The following is a 13681-nucleotide window of genomic DNA, read 5'->3' as shown; positions in this document are numbered from 1 at the left end:
CCGGCCGGAAGGACTCCCATCCCATGGACGCCATCTCCGTCATCCGCACCAAGCGGGACCGCGGCGAGCTCAGCCCCGAGCAGATCGACTGGGTCATCGACGCGTACACCCGCGGCGAGGTCGCCGACGAGCAGATGTCCGCACTGGCCATGGCGATCCTGCTGAACGGCATGAACCGCACCGAGATCGCCCGCTGGACCGCCGCGATGATCGCCTCCGGCGAGCGGATGGACTTCGGCGCGCTCTCCCGCCCCACCACCGACAAGCACTCCACGGGCGGCGTCGGCGACAAGATCACCCTGCCGCTCGCCCCGCTGGTCGCCGCCTGCGGCGCCGCTGTCCCGCAGCTCAGCGGCCGGGGCCTCGGCCACACCGGCGGCACTCTCGACAAGCTGGAGTCCATCCCCGGCTGGCGCGCCCACCTCTCCAACGCCGAGATGCTCGACGTCCTCGACACCACCGGCGCCGTGATCTGCGCGGCGGGCGACGGGCTCGCCCCCGCCGACAAGAAGCTTTACGCGCTGCGCGACGTCACGGGCACAGTCGAGGCGATCCCGCTGATCGCCAGCTCGATCATGTCCAAGAAGATCGCCGAGGGCACCGGGGCGCTCGTCCTGGACGTCAAGGTCGGCTCGGGCGCCTTCATGAAGACCATCGAGGACGCCCGCGAACTGGCCTCCACCATGGTCGCGCTGGGCACCGACAGCGGCGTACGCACCGTGGCACTGCTCACCGACATGGCGACCCCCCTCGGTCTGACCGCGGGCAACGCCCTGGAGGTGCGTGAGTCCGTCGAGGTCCTCGCCGGCGGTGGCCCGCAGGACGTGATCGACCTGACCCTCGCACTCGCCCGCGAGATGCTCGACGCCGCCGGACTCAAGGACGCCGACCCGGAGAAGGCCCTCGCCGACGGCTCCGCCATGGACGTGTGGCGCCGCATGATCTCCGCGCAGGGAGGCGACCCGGACGCCGAACTCCCCGTCGCCCGCGAGCAGCACGTGATCACCGCCCCGTCCTCGGGCGTGCTGACCCGCCTGGACGCGTACGACGTCGGCGTCGCCGCCTGGCGCCTCGGCGCGGGCCGCGCACGCAAGGAGGACCCGGTGCAGGCGGGCGCGGGCGTCGAGCTGCACGCCAAGCCGGGCGACACGGTGACCGAGGGGCAGCCGCTGCTGACCCTGCACACGGACACCTCCGAGAAGTTCGAGTACGCGCTGAAGGCGCTGCCCGGCTCGTACGACATCGCCCCGGCCGGCACGCCCTTCACCGCCACGCCGGTGGTGCGGGAACGTATCGCCTGACCTGCGGCTTTCCCTTTCGGGTGAACGGGACCGGTGGACCACCACCGGTCCCGTTCGGCATGCTGGACTCGGTGACGCACCGATAAGAGGAGACCGCCATGAGCGCACTCACCGTCGATCCCGGACCGGGCCACGGCCAGGGGTGGGACGACCTCGTCCGGATCTGGGAGGAGACGGACGCGCCCGAGGGCTGCAAGGTGGAGATCATCGAGGGGATCGTCACCGTGTCGCCACCGCCGTCCAAGGACCACAACACCACCGCGGAGCTGCTCCAGCGCAGGCTGTACTCCGTGATCCCGGAGGACTGGGGGATCTACCAGACCCTCGGTGTCTCCGTGCCCGGACGCGCCGGGCTGTACATCCCCGATCTCGTCGTCGTGCCGCGGGCGGTCGCGTCCGGACCCGGCAATCGCGTACCGGCGGAGGAAGTCCGTCTCGTCGTGGAGATCACCTCACCGGCCAACGCCAACCACGACCGCATCGGCAAGGCGCACGGGTACGCGAAGGCCGGCATCGAACTGTTCCTCCTGCTCGACCCGTGGCACACCGGACGCCCGACCGCGACCCTGTACGGGGAGCCGAGCGACGGCACCTACCGGGTCCTGGAAGCGGTCGAGTACGGGGAGACGCTGACCCTGCCCAAGCCGTTCCAACTGGACCTGGACACCGGGGCGTTCCCTGTCAGCTGAGTCACAGGTATGCGGCCGTCGATGAGTTTCGGGCAGCCCGCCGGTCTCCCTGGTGTGGATGCCATGACTCCGAACGCCCTCGTCCTCACCGGCCGCGTCACCCGCGCCGATGTGCCGGGCCTCTGCGCCCGGCTGGAGGCGCTGCTGAGCGACGCCCCGGAGGCCGCCGTGGTGGACTGCGACGTGGGCGGTGTCGTGCACCCGGATCTGGCCCTGGTCGAGGCCGTCGCCCGACTGGGGCTCGTCGCACGCCGGGCCGGAGGTGTCGAGCTGCGGCTGCGCAACGTCCCGGCCGAACTCGGGGCGCTGCTGGACCTGGTGGGGCTGTCCGACGTGGTGCGCAACGTCCGGCCGGCTCCGGAGTGACCGGAGCTCAGCGGGCCACGGCGGTGTCGCGGACCACGCTGTAGCTGCAGATGACCAGCTCCGCACGTCCTACCGCGTACTCGTCCGGCATGTCCTTCAGTGACGGCACCGCGATCGCCGACGGCGTCGGTGCCGGTCTCCGCGTCGGGCACGAGCCCTCCGGCTGCGGCCCGGGCTCAGGATTGTCGTCATCCGATACCCGGGCTGCGGGTGAGGGGCCCGGCCCCGCCGTGGCGACCGGCTCGCCCAGCCACAGCGTCGCCGCCCAGCCACCCACCACCAGGAGGGCCCAGCCGACCACCACGGGACGTCTCACACTCACGAGGCGTCGGCCTCCAGGTGGTCCGGCAGCCCGAACAGCGGGAACCAGCGCGGGGTGTCCAGGAAGCAGTGCATCCCGGTGATGGCACCGTCCGAGATGTCGATGACCTGCACCGCCCACGGCACGAAGCCCGGCCCGTCCGGATTCGGCTTGTAGTGAGCGAAGGCCGGCGTTCCGTTGGCCTCGGTCGCCACCAGCCGGGAACCCGCGCAGGACGCGCCGAAGCTGAGCATGAAGCCGGAGATGTCGTCGTGTCCCCGCAGCCAGAGATCGAACGGCGGCATGGTCATCACGGCGTCCTCATGGAGCAGCGCCGTCAGCGCCGCCATGTCGTACCCCTCGAAGGCCGCCACATAGCGGTCCAGCAGCTTGCGCTGCTCGTCGTCCAGCGGATTCGCGGTGTCCGGTGCCGTGGTGTCCCTGTCCGACAGCGTCGCCCGGGCCCGCTGCAGGGCGCTGTTGACCGAGGCGACCGAGGTGTCGAGCAGCTCGGCGACCTCGCTGGCCCTCCACGCCAGGACCTCGCGCAGGATCAGCACCGCACGCTGCTTGGGCGGCAGGTGCTGGAGCGCGGCGACGAACGCGAGGCGCACCGACTCGCGGGCCACGGCGGCCTCCGCCGGGTCGGCCACCGACGGCAGGATGCGCCCGTCCGGCATCGGCTCCAGCCAGGTGTTCTCCGGGAGGGGGTTCAGCGCGGCCTGGGCCAGCGGAGTCGGGCCGGTCAGATCCACCGGCCTGGCCCGCTTGTTGCCCGCGTTCAGCATGTCGAGGCAGACGTTCGTCGCGATGCGGTACAGCCACGAGCGCAGGGAGGAACGGCCCTCGAACTTCTCGAAGTTGCGCCAGGCGCGCACCAGCGTGTCCTGGACCGCGTCCTCCGCCTCGAAGGCCGAGCCGAGCATCCGGTAGCAGAAGCCGGTCAGCTCGACCCGGTGTCCCTCCAGCCGGCTGTCGACGTCCGCCGTCGCTGTCTGATCACTCATCGCTCCACCCCTGTTGCGCTGTGACACCGCTCACTCGGCACTGTGGAAGCTACCGCAGGGCACTGACAACCGGGGCCGGAAGCGCGGAGACCGCTGCTCAGGTGCCGGGCTTGCGTCCGTAGACGTAGACGTCGTCGCCGTTCTTCAACAGGTTCCAGTACGACTTCGCGTCCGAGGGACGCATGTTGACGCAGCCCGCGGATCCCGGGTTGTTGTACATGGACTTGGTGACCGAGTGGAACGCCTGCCCGCCGTCGAAGAACTGGGCGTACGGCATGCTGACGTCGTAGAGCGTCGACCAGTGGTCGATGTTGCGCCAGTAGATCTTCTTGGAACCGGTCCGCGTCTCGTCGCCGTTGCGGCCCGTGCGCACCGGCACCGGGCCGAACTTCAGCCTGGATCCGTCCTGGATCCAGCTCAGCTGCCGGGTGAGGTCCACGCAGGCGATGCGCCCCTTGTTCGTGGGGCACTTCTTCGCCGCGTTGGGGGTCTTCCCCGCCGCCTTCTGGGCGGTGATCGTCTTCATCGTGCGCCAGGTGACCGGCCCCGCGTACCCGGCGGCCGGGGTGATGCCCTTGCCGGCCTGGAACGAACGGATCGCCGTGCAGTCGGCGGCCGACTGACGGCCGTCGGCTGTCCGGCCCAGCCACTTCTCGACCTGCTTCTGGTACGGCCCGGTGGACGCGGTGCAGGACGCCGCCTGGGCGGCTGTCCCGGTGCCCAGGACGAGGGCCGGTGCTGCCACCAGGCCGGCGACGGACAGTACGGCACCGCGCCGCACCCGTACGTCGCGTATGTTCCCCATGATTCTCATGTACGCCTGCTCCCCTTCGCGTTCGCCCGCGGTGTGTGACTCCGCTTGTTGGACGCGCTCGGGGGAGCAGCGGTTGTGCCGGGAAGGTCTCAGTTGTGCACCGGTGCCGGGGACGCCGTGCGGAGCCGCTCGGTCCGCGCCGCCCGGGTCCCGAACAGGGTGATCGACAGGACACCGAGGACCGCCAGGACGCCCAGCGCGACCGTGCCGGCCCAGCCTCCCGTGTGGAAGGCGACGGCACCCAGCGTGCCGCCCGCGCTGGAGCCCAGGTAGTACGCGGACTGGTACAGCGCCGAAGCCTGGGCGCGGCCCGACGTCGCCGTACGGCTCACCGAGGACGAGGCGACCGCGTGCCCGGCGAAGAAGCCGGCCGTGATCAGGACGAGGCCGGCGAGGACGGCGGCGAGCTGGTCGGCGAGGGAGAGCAGCAGGCCGGCCGCGGTCGTGGAGACGGCCAGGTAGAGCGCGCCCCGGCGCCCCAGCCGGGCGACCAGACGGCCCGCGGCGGCGGAGGAGAGCGTGCCGACGAGGTAGACCAGGAAGACCGAGCCGACGATGCCCTGCGGGAGGCTGAAGGGCTCCTCGACGAGCCGGTAGCCGATGACGGTGTAGACCGCCCCGAACACTGTCATGAACAGGGCGCCGATCGCGTACAGCCGGCGCAGCAGCGGGTCGGAGAGGTGTCCGGTGACCGTCTTCGCGAGGGCCTTCGGGTTGAGCGAGGCGGGGCTGAAGTGCCGGGCCCTGGGAATCATGAGGTGGAAGACGACGGCGCAGGTCACGGCGAGCAGCCCGATCGCGCCGAGCGCCATCCGCCAGCCCCACAGCTGGGCGACCCAGCCCGCGAGGATGCGGCCGCTCATACCGCCGATGCTGTTGCCCGCCACGAACAGCCCGATCGCGGCCACCAGGGCCTTGGGCCGCACCTCCTCGGCCAGGTAGGCCATCGCCGAGGCGGGCAGTCCGGCCAGTGCCGCGCCCTGGACCGCGCGCAGCGCGATCAGCCAGCCGAGCGACGGGGCGAAGGGTATGAGCAGCCCGACCACCACGGCCACCGCCAGGGAGGCCGTCATCATCCGGCGCCGCCCGAAGCGCTCGGAGAGCGCGCTCAGCGGCAGGACGCACAGGGCCAGCGCCCCGGTCGCAGCGGAGACCGTCCAGCTCGCCTGGCCGGCCGTCGCGCCGTAGGACGCCGAGATGGCCGGCAGCAGGGCCTGGGTGGAGTAGAGGAGCGCGAAGGTCGCGATCCCCGCCGCGAAGAGCGCGAAGCTCATCCGGCGATAGCCGGGACCGCCGGGCGTGAGGCGGTCGGGGACGGCGGGGGGGACGGCGGCGGGAGATGACGGAACGGCGGCGTCCAGCACGACGGTGGACGCCCCGGTACTGGCAGGAGGCATACGGCGAACGTAGACCGGACGGTTTCATGCGTCCAATGCATGAAACCTTCATAATCGTTCCCATGGCGCATCAGCACAGCTCACAGCCGCGGCTGTCACCCAGCAGTTACGAAGAAGACATCCGGGCCGTCCTCGCTCCACGCCTCGCGTACTTCGAGGCGGTGGCCCGCCACGAGCACGTCACCCGTGCCGCGCACGAGCTGGGCGTCCCCCAGTCGACGCTGTCGCGGGCCATGGTGAGGCTGGAACAGGACCTGGGGGTCGCCCTGTTCGCCCGCCGGGGCCGCACCGTCTCGCTCACCCCCGCGGGGCGTACCTTCCTCGGCTCCGCCGAACGCGCCCTGGCGGAGGTGGAGAGGGCCGCCGACTCGGTACGCGCCGACGCCGACCCCGCGGCGGGCAGGGTCGCCTTCGGCTTCCTGCACACCATGGGCTCCGAGACCGTGCCCGCCCTGATCCGCGCCTTCCGCGCGGACCACCCCCGGGTCCGCTTCCAGCTCGTCCAGAACTACGGCGAGGCGATGATCGAGCGCCTGCGGGCGGGCGGCCTCGACCTCTGCCTCACCTCCCCCGTCCCCGACGCCCCGGACCTCGTCGCCATGCGCCTGGACGAGCAGCGGCTGCGGCTGGTCGTCCCCGAAGACCACCGGCTGGCGGACCGCCGGCGCATCCGCCTCGCCGAGGCCGCCGACGAAACGTTCGTCACCCTCGAACCCGGTTACGGGCTGCGGCGGATCACCGACGACCTCTGCGCCGAGGCCGGCTTCACCCCGCGCGTCGCGTTCGAGGGCGAGGAGGCTGAGACGCTGCGCGGCCTGGTCGCGGCCGGGCTCGGGGTGGCGCTGCTGCCGCCGCCCGCAGTGGCCCGGCCCGGAGTGGTCGAGCTGACGGTGACGGCGCCGCGCGCGGCCCGCGAGATCGGGGTCGCCTGGCTGGACGGCCACCCCGACACGCCGCCGGTGGCCGCCTTCAAGCGCTTCCTGCTGTCGCGCCGGGGGAACCTGCTGCCGGACTGATCCCGCGACCGCTGGCCCAGTGCCTCGTCCTCAGTGCCTCAGCGACCGCCCGAACCCCGCCGCCAGCGGCATCCGCAGTCCCAGCGGCGGGGGAGCCGCGAAGGCGTCGGCGACCGGGCGGGCGTACGGCCGGGCGAACAGCGAGCCCCGTATGAAGTCCGAGGCCAGCGCCACCACTTCGGGGCGGTGCTGGCGCAGTGCGTTCCCGTCCGAGTGGACCTCGAAGCGGCAGGTGTGCCGGTTGGCCTTCTTGACCCGCTCGGCCAGCCGGTAGGAGAGCTCCGGATTGGTCCGCGCGTCGTTCGTGCCGTGCACGATCAGGACCCGGCGGCCCGCCAGATGTCTCACCGGTTCGGGTTCCTGCTCCACGCCCTCCGGAAGCCAGGGGGCCATCGCGAGTGCGGAGTTGACGGCGTCGTGCCCGGCGCCGCGCAGGGCCGCGCGGCCTCCCATGCCGTGGCCGACGAGGCACACGGGGATATCGCCGTAGCGGCGTACGACCTCGTCGGCCGCCCAGTGGGCGTCGGCCGCCGGATCCGCGCCGGCGTTCCAGCCCCGGGTGCGGTAGCGCACCACGTGCACCGCGAGCCCGTCCTCCTGGCCCGCCCGGGCCAGGGCCCGGGCGAACGGCAGCTGTGCCGCGTACGAGAAGGCGGAGGGGCGGCGCCGGGAGTCGGTCTCGCCGTCCGGGAGCAGCAGGACGACGCCGCTGACCTCGGGTGCTGCTCCGGCCGTGAGAACGGCCCGCCCAAGCCTGGCTTCGGGCAGGGGAAGTGCGCGCTGTGCCATGACAGAACAGTGTCAGAAGGGCAGGTGTATTCCATCTGGCTTCGCGGTCACTGTTACGTATCGGCACTCGGAAATCTACGCGCGTAGGCGCTAGAGTGCCCGAATGACGAGCCAGACCCCGAATGTCCCCGGTCCCGACCAGATCCGCCGCGCGCCCAAGGTGCTGCTCCACGACCATCTCGACGGCGGCCTGCGCCCCGGCACGATCGTCGAACTGGCGCTCGCGCAGGGCCCCCATAGCCTCAAGGGCATGGGAGGTGCCCCCATCGACGCCTTGCCCGAAGCCGACCCCGACAAGCTGGGCACCTGGTTCCGCGAAGCGGCCGACTCCGGTTCGCTGGAGCGCTACCTGGAGACGTTCGCCCACACCTGCGCCGTCATGCAGACCCGTGAGGCCCTGTTCCGGGTGGCCGCGGAGTGCGCGGAGGACCTCGCCGAGGACGGTGTCGTCTACGCCGAGGTGCGCTACGCGCCCGAGCAGCACCTCACCGCCGGTCTGTCACTCGAAGAGGTCGTCGAGGCGGTCAACGACGGTTTCCGCGAGGGTGAGCGCAGGGCCCGCGCGAACGGTCACCGCATCCGCGTCGGCGCCCTCCTCACCGCGATGCGGCACGCCGCACGCGCCCTGGAGATCGCCGAACTCGCCAACCGCTACCGCGACCTGGGTGTGGTCGGCTTCGACATCGCGGGCGCCGAGGCGGGCTACCCTCCCACCCGGCACCTGGACGCCTTCGAATACCTCAAGCGCGAGAACAACCACTTCACCATCCACGCCGGTGAGGCCTTCGGCCTGCCGTCGATCTGGCAGGCGCTGCAGTGGTGCGGCGCGGACCGGCTCGGCCACGGCGTCCGCATCATCGACGACATCGAGGTCGCCGAGGACGGCAGCGTGACGCTGGGGCGTCTCGCCTCCTACGTGCGCGACAAGCGGATCCCGCTGGAACTCTGCCCGACCTCCAACCTCCAGACCGGGGCCGCGTCGTCGTACGCCGAGCACCCCATCGGGCTGCTGCGGAAGCTGCATTTCCGCGCCACCGTGAACACGGACAACCGGCTGATGAGCGGGACGAGCATGAGCCAGGAATTCGAGCGGCTGGCCGAGACATTCGGATACACGCTCGACGACATGCAGTGGTTCACAGTCAATGCGATGAAATCAGCGTTCATTCCTTTCGATGAACGTCTGGCGATGATCAACGACGTCGTGAAGCCCGGTTATGCGGAGCTGAAGTCGGAGTGGCTTTTTGACCAGATGGCTGTGACCAGCAGTTCGTCGTCCGTCGCGGGCTGAACGAACGGAAAGCGGAGCGGCCGGGGGCATCGGATTCCCGGCCGTTTTCCGTGTCCCGGCATGTTTGCGGGAGGGGTGCGCGGCTGACTACGTTTCAGAGCCGCTCACATCCCTCTCCCCAAGGATGAATTTCACATGAAGCAGTCTGCTGTCAGGACCCTCGGTGTCGCCGCTCTCGGTGCCGCTTTCGCCGCCGTCGGCGCGGGCAGTGCCTCCGCCGTCGCCGTGCCCGTCGACGCAGTGGCCGGCGCCCTGCCCGCCGGCATCGCGCTCGACTCCGTCACCGCCGACGCGCTGCCCGCCGTGCAGAAGGCGGCCGGTGGACTTCTCGACCAGCAGCAGCGCGGTGGCAGCGAGCTCTCGGCGCCCGGCTCGAACCTGCTCGGCGGCCTGCCGGCCGGTGGCCTGACCGGCGCCCTGCCGCTCGGCGCCTGATCACCGCACACGCAGGTGGGGCGCACACCCGGTCCGGGTGTGCGCCCCACGGCTTTCTCCCCGTGGTCCCGACGGTCACCAGGCCGTCGTGGCCGGGCTCTTCTCCGACGGCAGCAGCACCCACAGCGCAAGGTAGAGCAGGAACTGCGGGCCGGGGAGCAGGCACGACACCAGGAAGATGACGCGCATCGTTCCTGCGGAGGTGCCGAAGCGCCGTGCCAGCGCTGCGCACACCCCGCCGATCATGCGGCCCTCGGTGGGGCGGACAAGTGCGGCCATGGTGGGCTCCTTCGCGAAGCGTTCCGGGGAGCACTCGGCCGTGCTCCCTGTACCTCCATGGTGGACCCGCGAAGGGGTACAAAGCATCGCTCTACGGTGCGATACCCACCCTGGTAATCGTCGGGGTCGACCCCTGAGAGGCCTCACCCCTGTACGGCCGGAGCCCGCTGCCGATCCGCGAGAGGTCGCCGGCCCCCGCCCGGTTGCCCCGGCGCAGCCGTGACCGTGACAGCGGGACGACCAGCAGATGGGCCAGTGCGACACCCGTGGTGTTCAGGAGCAGTGAGTCGACGTCGACGACCTGGCCGGGCACACCCGTCTGCGCCAGCTCGATGGCCATCGAGATCAGCGACCCGGCCGCCACCGTACGGGCCAGCGAGGCCCACGGGGAGACCAGCAGCCTGCCGCCCGCCATCGGCAGGAGTACGCCCAGCGGAGCCAGCAGGAGCAGGTCCTCACCGATGCGGCGCACCGCCTCGGCCGGGCCCAGGGCCAGATCCGCCCTGATCCCGGCGAAGGGCTGCAGGTTCGCAGCCGTCACCCAGGGCACGTCCAGCGGGCGCAGCGTCAGCCAGCCGACGAGCAGCAGATGCACGAGGAGGAGGAATACCCCCGCCGCGCGGAAGCGGATGACGGCCGGACCGTCCGAACTGTGACGCACGTGCACCAAGACGCCACGACCGGCAGGATCGGTTCCGCCCGGTCCCGGCGAGGCTCTGTGACGAGCGGCACGGACCCCCGGAAGGGGCGGTCACAGCAGTACGGACTGCGGAGGACGGACGGCGACCGGAGACCGCGACGGCGGTGCCCCCACGGACCTCAGGGCTCACGGACCTCAGGACAGCTTGACCGCGCCCAGCGTGGGTACCTCGCCGAGCCGGGTCTTCGTCTCCGACGTACACAGATAGCCCCGCGGGGTGTAGTTCCCCGGCCCGCCGAGGAGCACCGAACCCCCGGAACCGAGCGACTCGCTCTCCGCGTACGAGCACACCACCTGCGCGAGCGCCTCCGCCGGAAGGTCGTCCGGCTGCTCGCTGAGGCGCAGGGTGCCCTGCGGGTCCCCCTCGCGGGCGTCGGCGACCCGCAGCCCCGCCGGCACGTCGGTCGAGAATCCGGCCCGCCGCTCGTCGGCATCCGGGTTCCGCTGCAGTTCGCTCAGGAGCGCCTGAGCGATCAGGAGGGGATCGGACCGCGACTCGTCGACCCCGACGGTGCGCTCCACGGTCACGAGCTGCGAGGCGCAGACCAGATAGATCCGCACGGCCGCACCCTCCGACGGGGGCGCGGTCGCCTGCGCCGATGTCGTGCGGCACGGCATCCGGGACGGGGCCGCCCCGGCGTCGACCGGCACCGAGGTGCTGCGGATGCCGCAGCCCGCGGCCAGCGCCGCGCATGCCACGACCGCTGCCAGCGCGGCGACGGTCCGCCCGGTTCGGCGCCGCAGCCGGCCCTCGCGCGGGGTTGCGTACGCCTGGTCGCCGCGCATCACTTCTCGTCGCCCTTCTCGTTCCGGTCAGGGTCGTCGTCCTGGTCGCCGGTCAGCTTCTCCGCGTCCCGCGGGAGCCGCAGCACGAACACCGCGCCCTCGCCGTCCGGAAGATTCGAGGCCGTGATGTCACCACCGTGGATATGGGCGTTCTCCACCGCGATGGACAGCCCGAGCCCACTGCCTTCGGACCGCGGGCGGGACGCGCTCGCCTTGTAGAAGCGGTCGAACACATGCGGCAGGACCTCCTCGGGGATGCCCGGGCCGTGGTCGCGTACCTCGATGACCAGGTCGTCCTCGTCGGTCCGCACGGACACCCGCACCGGTGATCCGCCGTGCTTGAGGGCGTTGCCGATCAGATTCGCCAGGATCACGTCGAGCCGGCGCGGATCCAGCCGCACCATGATGCCGCGCTCCGCGTCCAGATCGACCGCGTCCAGCCAGGCACGCGCGTCGATGCAGGCGGTCACCTGGTCGGCGACGTCGACCGTGTCCAGGACGAGGCGGGCCGTACCGGCGTCGAAGCGGGTGACCTCCATGAGGTTCTCGACCAGGTCGTTCAGCCGCCGGGTCTCGCTCACCACCAGGTGCACCGCCGGAGCGATCATCGGGTCGAGGCTGTCCGCCTCGTCCTCCAGCACCTCCGCGACCGCTGTGATCGCGGTCAGCGGGGTGCGCAGCTCGTGCGACATGTCTGCGACGAAACGGCGGCTCGACTCCTCCCGCGCGCTCATGTCCGCGACCTTCTTCTCCAGGGAGCTCGCGGCCTTGTTGAACGTATGGGAGAGATCGGCGAGTTCGTCGTTGCCGGAGACCACGAGACGGGTGTCGAGCTTGCCCTCGCCGAGCTTCCGGGCCGCGTCGCCGAGCCGCTGCACCGGCCGCAGCACGGTCGTCGCCGAGGCCTGGGCGAGGAGGGCCGAGCCGACGAGGGCCAGCGCGGTGGCGATGCCCAGGGACCACGCCAGCGAACTGAGGTCCTCGCGCTCCTGGTCGAGCGACTTCAGCATGTATCCGGCCGGACCACCGCCGATGATCTTCGTGCCGGCCACCAGGTACGGGGTGTTGCCCAACGTCGTACGCTGCCAGAACAGGTGGTACTCAAAGGTGTTGGCCGACGTCAGCGGCTGCTTCTTGTTCACCTGCTTCTGCAGCGAGGCGGGCACGTCGGCCTTGGTGAAGGAGTCGAGGTCGGAGGAGCCCGTGACGGGCTTGCCCTCACTGGTGCCGATCAGCAGCACGTGATAGCCCGGGCCGCTGCTGGCCATCTGCTCGGCGGCGTCCCGCAGATCGACCGCCGTCGGGTGCAGCGGCAGCGAGGCCGCCCGGTTCTGCATCTGGCGGCGGAAGTCGCCGAGCGCCGTGTCCTGCGTACGCGTCAGGACGGCCTCACGGTTGAGCCAGTAGGCGATGCCCGACGCGGAGACTGCGGCAGTCAGAGCCACCAGCGCGAACACGATCAGCAGCCGCAGCCGCAGGCTGGTCCAGCGAAGACCCGCGAGTACGGACCGCTTCGCGGAATCGCTCACTGAGGCGAATCCAGCCGGTAGCCCACACCGCGCACGGTACGGATCAGAGTCGGCGAGGACGGCACGTCCTCCACCTTCGCCCGCAGCCGCTGCACACAGGCGTCCACCAGCCGTGAGTCACCCAGGTAGTCGTGCTCCCACACGAGGCGCAGCAACTGCTGCCGTGACAGGGCCTGTCCGGGCCGTCGGCTCAGTTCGAGCAGGAGTCGCAGCTCGGTCGGCGTGAGCTGCAGGTCCTCCCCGTTCTTCGTGACGGTCATCGCCGAACGGTCGATGACGACACTCCCGAAGGTCGCCGAGTCGGTGGACTCCCTCTCCCCGCGGCGCAGGACCGCGCGGATACGGGCATCGAGCACCCGGCCCTGTACGGGTTTCACGACATAGTCGTCCGCGCCGGACTCCAGTCCCACCACGACGTCGATGTCGTCGCTGCGCGCGGTCAGCAGAATGATCGGCAGCTGGTCGGTACGCCGGATCCTCCGGCACACCTCGAAACCGTCGATCCCGGGCAGCATCACATCCAGCACAACCAGGTCGGGCCGCTGCTCCCTGAGCAGCTCCAGACCGTCCTCTCCCGTCGCCGCAGTGGCCACACGGTGGCCCTGGCGTGACAGTGAGAGTTCGAGGGCCGTGCGGATGGCGTCATCGTCCTCGATCAGCAACAGGAAAGGCACGGGGGTCATTCTGGCCCATGGTGGTGCCACGTTTCGACAGTCCCCCCGACTTGATCCGCCTGCCCGGCACGGCGACATGCCCTGTGACAGCTCTGTGACAGTCGGGGGACAGGGCCATGAAACTGCCCCGGCAAGCTCAATGGCACACGGAACGAACGGACTCCACCGATGGGGGGCGCCAGATGAACGCACTGCACAGCACCACCTCAAGCGCAGTTGCCACACGCCTCCACGACATCGGGCGGGGCCCGGAGAAGTCCGGCGCCGGAGCGCGGGGGTGTGTTCGCGGCGCCGGACTTCTCCGGGC

The 13681-nt window shown here is 71.0% G+C and carries 16 protein-coding genes; 6 read left to right on the top strand and 10 right to left on the bottom strand.

The window, feature by feature from the left end:
- The first annotated feature begins 23 nt into the window (after nucleotides 1-23).
- The 3 genes from BFF76_RS11400 to BFF76_RS11390 all read left to right on the top strand — a co-directional run bounded on the left by BFF76_RS11400 (nucleotide 24) and on the right by BFF76_RS11390 (nucleotide 2356).
- Complete coding sequence (locus BFF76_RS11400; protein ID WP_031096676.1) at nucleotides 24-1301, top strand: thymidine phosphorylase; 1278 nt, start codon at nucleotides 24-26, stop codon at nucleotides 1299-1301.
- Between the two features lie 98 nt (nucleotides 1302-1399).
- A complete protein-coding gene (locus tag BFF76_RS11395; protein WP_031096678.1) occupies nucleotides 1400-1990 on the top strand; it encodes a Uma2 family endonuclease in 591 nt (196 codons plus the stop codon).
- A gap of 21 nt (nucleotides 1991-2011) precedes the next feature.
- Nucleotides 2012-2356, top strand: a complete 345-nt coding sequence (locus BFF76_RS11390; RefSeq protein WP_031096680.1) for an STAS domain-containing protein — start codon at nucleotides 2012-2014, stop codon at nucleotides 2354-2356.
- Between the two features lie 7 nt (nucleotides 2357-2363).
- Here the strand turns inward: BFF76_RS11390 and BFF76_RS33680 are convergent, their stop codons facing one another.
- The 4 genes from BFF76_RS33680 to BFF76_RS11370 all read right to left on the bottom strand — a co-directional run bounded on the left by BFF76_RS33680 (nucleotide 2364) and on the right by BFF76_RS11370 (nucleotide 5875).
- Nucleotides 2364-2678: a hypothetical protein gene (locus BFF76_RS33680; protein ID WP_065848137.1), complete on the bottom strand. Its 315-nt coding sequence runs from the start codon at nucleotides 2676-2678 to the stop codon at nucleotides 2364-2366.
- The gene (locus BFF76_RS11380) at nucleotides 2675-3664 is read right to left on the bottom strand and encodes a sigma-70 family RNA polymerase sigma factor (protein WP_065848136.1); all 990 of its coding nucleotides are present in this window, start codon (nucleotides 3662-3664) and stop codon (nucleotides 2675-2677) included. The genes BFF76_RS33680 and BFF76_RS11380 overlap by 4 nt, the downstream gene beginning before the upstream one ends.
- Nucleotides 3665-3761: 97 nt before the next feature.
- On the bottom strand, nucleotides 3762-4469 hold the full coding sequence (locus BFF76_RS11375) for a L,D-transpeptidase family protein (protein ID WP_234351868.1): 708 nt from the start codon (nucleotides 4467-4469) through the stop codon (nucleotides 3762-3764).
- A gap of 98 nt (nucleotides 4470-4567) precedes the next feature.
- Nucleotides 4568-5875: an MFS transporter gene (locus tag BFF76_RS11370; protein ID WP_053930334.1), complete on the bottom strand. Its 1308-nt coding sequence runs from the start codon at nucleotides 5873-5875 to the stop codon at nucleotides 4568-4570.
- A 62-nt stretch (nucleotides 5876-5937) separates the two neighbouring features.
- Here BFF76_RS11370 and BFF76_RS11365 point away from each other — a divergent pair, with 62 nt between their 5' ends.
- Nucleotides 5938-6891 (top strand): LysR family transcriptional regulator, encoded by a 954-nt coding sequence (locus BFF76_RS11365; RefSeq protein WP_065848135.1) that lies wholly within the window; start codon nucleotides 5938-5940, stop codon nucleotides 6889-6891.
- A gap of 30 nt (nucleotides 6892-6921) precedes the next feature.
- Here BFF76_RS11365 and BFF76_RS11360 read toward each other — a convergent pair whose 3' ends face one another.
- Nucleotides 6922-7680, bottom strand: a complete 759-nt coding sequence (locus BFF76_RS11360) for an alpha/beta hydrolase (RefSeq protein WP_053930336.1) — start codon at nucleotides 7678-7680, stop codon at nucleotides 6922-6924.
- A 103-nt stretch (nucleotides 7681-7783) separates the two neighbouring features.
- Here BFF76_RS11360 and BFF76_RS11355 point away from each other — a divergent pair, with 103 nt between their 5' ends.
- Nucleotides 7784-8971 (top strand): adenosine deaminase, encoded by a 1188-nt coding sequence (locus BFF76_RS11355; RefSeq protein ID WP_065848134.1) that lies wholly within the window; start codon nucleotides 7784-7786, stop codon nucleotides 8969-8971.
- A 135-nt stretch (nucleotides 8972-9106) separates the two neighbouring features.
- Entirely contained in the window at nucleotides 9107-9406 is a 300-nt protein-coding gene (locus BFF76_RS11350; RefSeq protein ID WP_031096692.1) for a hypothetical protein, read from the top strand.
- 75 nt (nucleotides 9407-9481) lie between these two features.
- On the opposite strand, the gene BFF76_RS11345 is transcribed toward BFF76_RS11350, so the two are convergent.
- The 5 genes from BFF76_RS11345 to afsQ1 form a co-directional block, all read right to left on the bottom strand.
- On the bottom strand, nucleotides 9482-9685 hold the full coding sequence (locus BFF76_RS11345) for a PspC domain-containing protein (protein WP_031096694.1): 204 nt from the start codon (nucleotides 9683-9685) through the stop codon (nucleotides 9482-9484).
- Between the two features lie 91 nt (nucleotides 9686-9776).
- A complete protein-coding gene (locus tag BFF76_RS11340; RefSeq protein WP_065848154.1) occupies nucleotides 9777-10352 on the bottom strand; it encodes a VanZ family protein in 576 nt (191 codons plus the stop codon).
- Nucleotides 10353-10520: 168 nt separating this feature from the next.
- Complete coding sequence (locus BFF76_RS11335; protein WP_107418416.1) at nucleotides 10521-11171, bottom strand: hypothetical protein; 651 nt, start codon at nucleotides 11169-11171, stop codon at nucleotides 10521-10523.
- Entirely contained in the window at nucleotides 11171-12700 is a 1530-nt protein-coding gene (locus tag BFF76_RS11330; protein WP_031096700.1) for a sensor histidine kinase, read from the bottom strand. Before BFF76_RS11330 ends, BFF76_RS11335 begins: the two co-directional genes overlap by 1 nt.
- Complete coding sequence (gene afsQ1, locus BFF76_RS11325) at nucleotides 12697-13374, bottom strand: two-component system response regulator AfsQ1 (protein ID WP_015578482.1); 678 nt, start codon at nucleotides 13372-13374, stop codon at nucleotides 12697-12699. The genes BFF76_RS11330 and afsQ1 overlap by 4 nt, the downstream gene beginning before the upstream one ends.
- Nucleotides 13375-13681: the final 307 nt, after the last annotated feature.

It is taken from the genome of Streptomyces mutomycini (genome assembly GCF_001700505.1).
Classification (GTDB): Bacteria; Actinomycetota; Actinomycetes; order Streptomycetales; family Streptomycetaceae; genus Streptomyces; species Streptomyces mutomycini.
Note: the sequence above shows the minus strand (reverse complement) of the source record. Positions and strands in the feature narration are given on the sequence as shown.

Bases quoted from the DNA above. Each gene is read 5' to 3' on its own strand.
- BFF76_RS11400 (WP_031096676.1), top strand. From the start codon at position 24: ATGGACGCCATCTCCGTCATCCGCACCAAGCGGGACCGCGGCGAGCTC.
- BFF76_RS11395 (WP_031096678.1), top strand. From the start codon at position 1,400: ATGAGCGCACTCACCGTCGATCCCGGACCGGGCCACGGCCAGGGGTGG.
- BFF76_RS11390 (WP_031096680.1), top strand. From the start codon at position 2,012: ATGAGTTTCGGGCAGCCCGCCGGTCTCCCTGGTGTGGATGCCATGACT.
- BFF76_RS11380 (WP_065848136.1), bottom strand. From the start codon at position 3,664: ATGAGTGATCAGACAGCGACGGCGGACGTCGACAGCCGGCTGGAGGGA.
- BFF76_RS11375 (WP_234351868.1), bottom strand. From the start codon at position 4,469: ATGGGGAACATACGCGACGTACGGGTGCGGCGCGGTGCCGTACTGTCC.
- BFF76_RS11370 (WP_053930334.1), bottom strand. From the start codon at position 5,875: ATGCCTCCTGCCAGTACCGGGGCGTCCACCGTCGTGCTGGACGCCGCC.
- BFF76_RS11365 (WP_065848135.1), top strand. From the start codon at position 5,938: ATGGCGCATCAGCACAGCTCACAGCCGCGGCTGTCACCCAGCAGTTAC.
- BFF76_RS11360 (WP_053930336.1), bottom strand. From the start codon at position 7,680: ATGGCACAGCGCGCACTTCCCCTGCCCGAAGCCAGGCTTGGGCGGGCC.
- BFF76_RS11355 (WP_065848134.1), top strand. From the start codon at position 7,784: ATGACGAGCCAGACCCCGAATGTCCCCGGTCCCGACCAGATCCGCCGC.
- BFF76_RS11350 (WP_031096692.1), top strand. From the start codon at position 9,107: ATGAAGCAGTCTGCTGTCAGGACCCTCGGTGTCGCCGCTCTCGGTGCC.
- BFF76_RS11345 (WP_031096694.1), bottom strand. From the start codon at position 9,685: ATGGCCGCACTTGTCCGCCCCACCGAGGGCCGCATGATCGGCGGGGTG.
- BFF76_RS11335 (WP_107418416.1), bottom strand. From the start codon at position 11,171: ATGCGCGGCGACCAGGCGTACGCAACCCCGCGCGAGGGCCGGCTGCGG.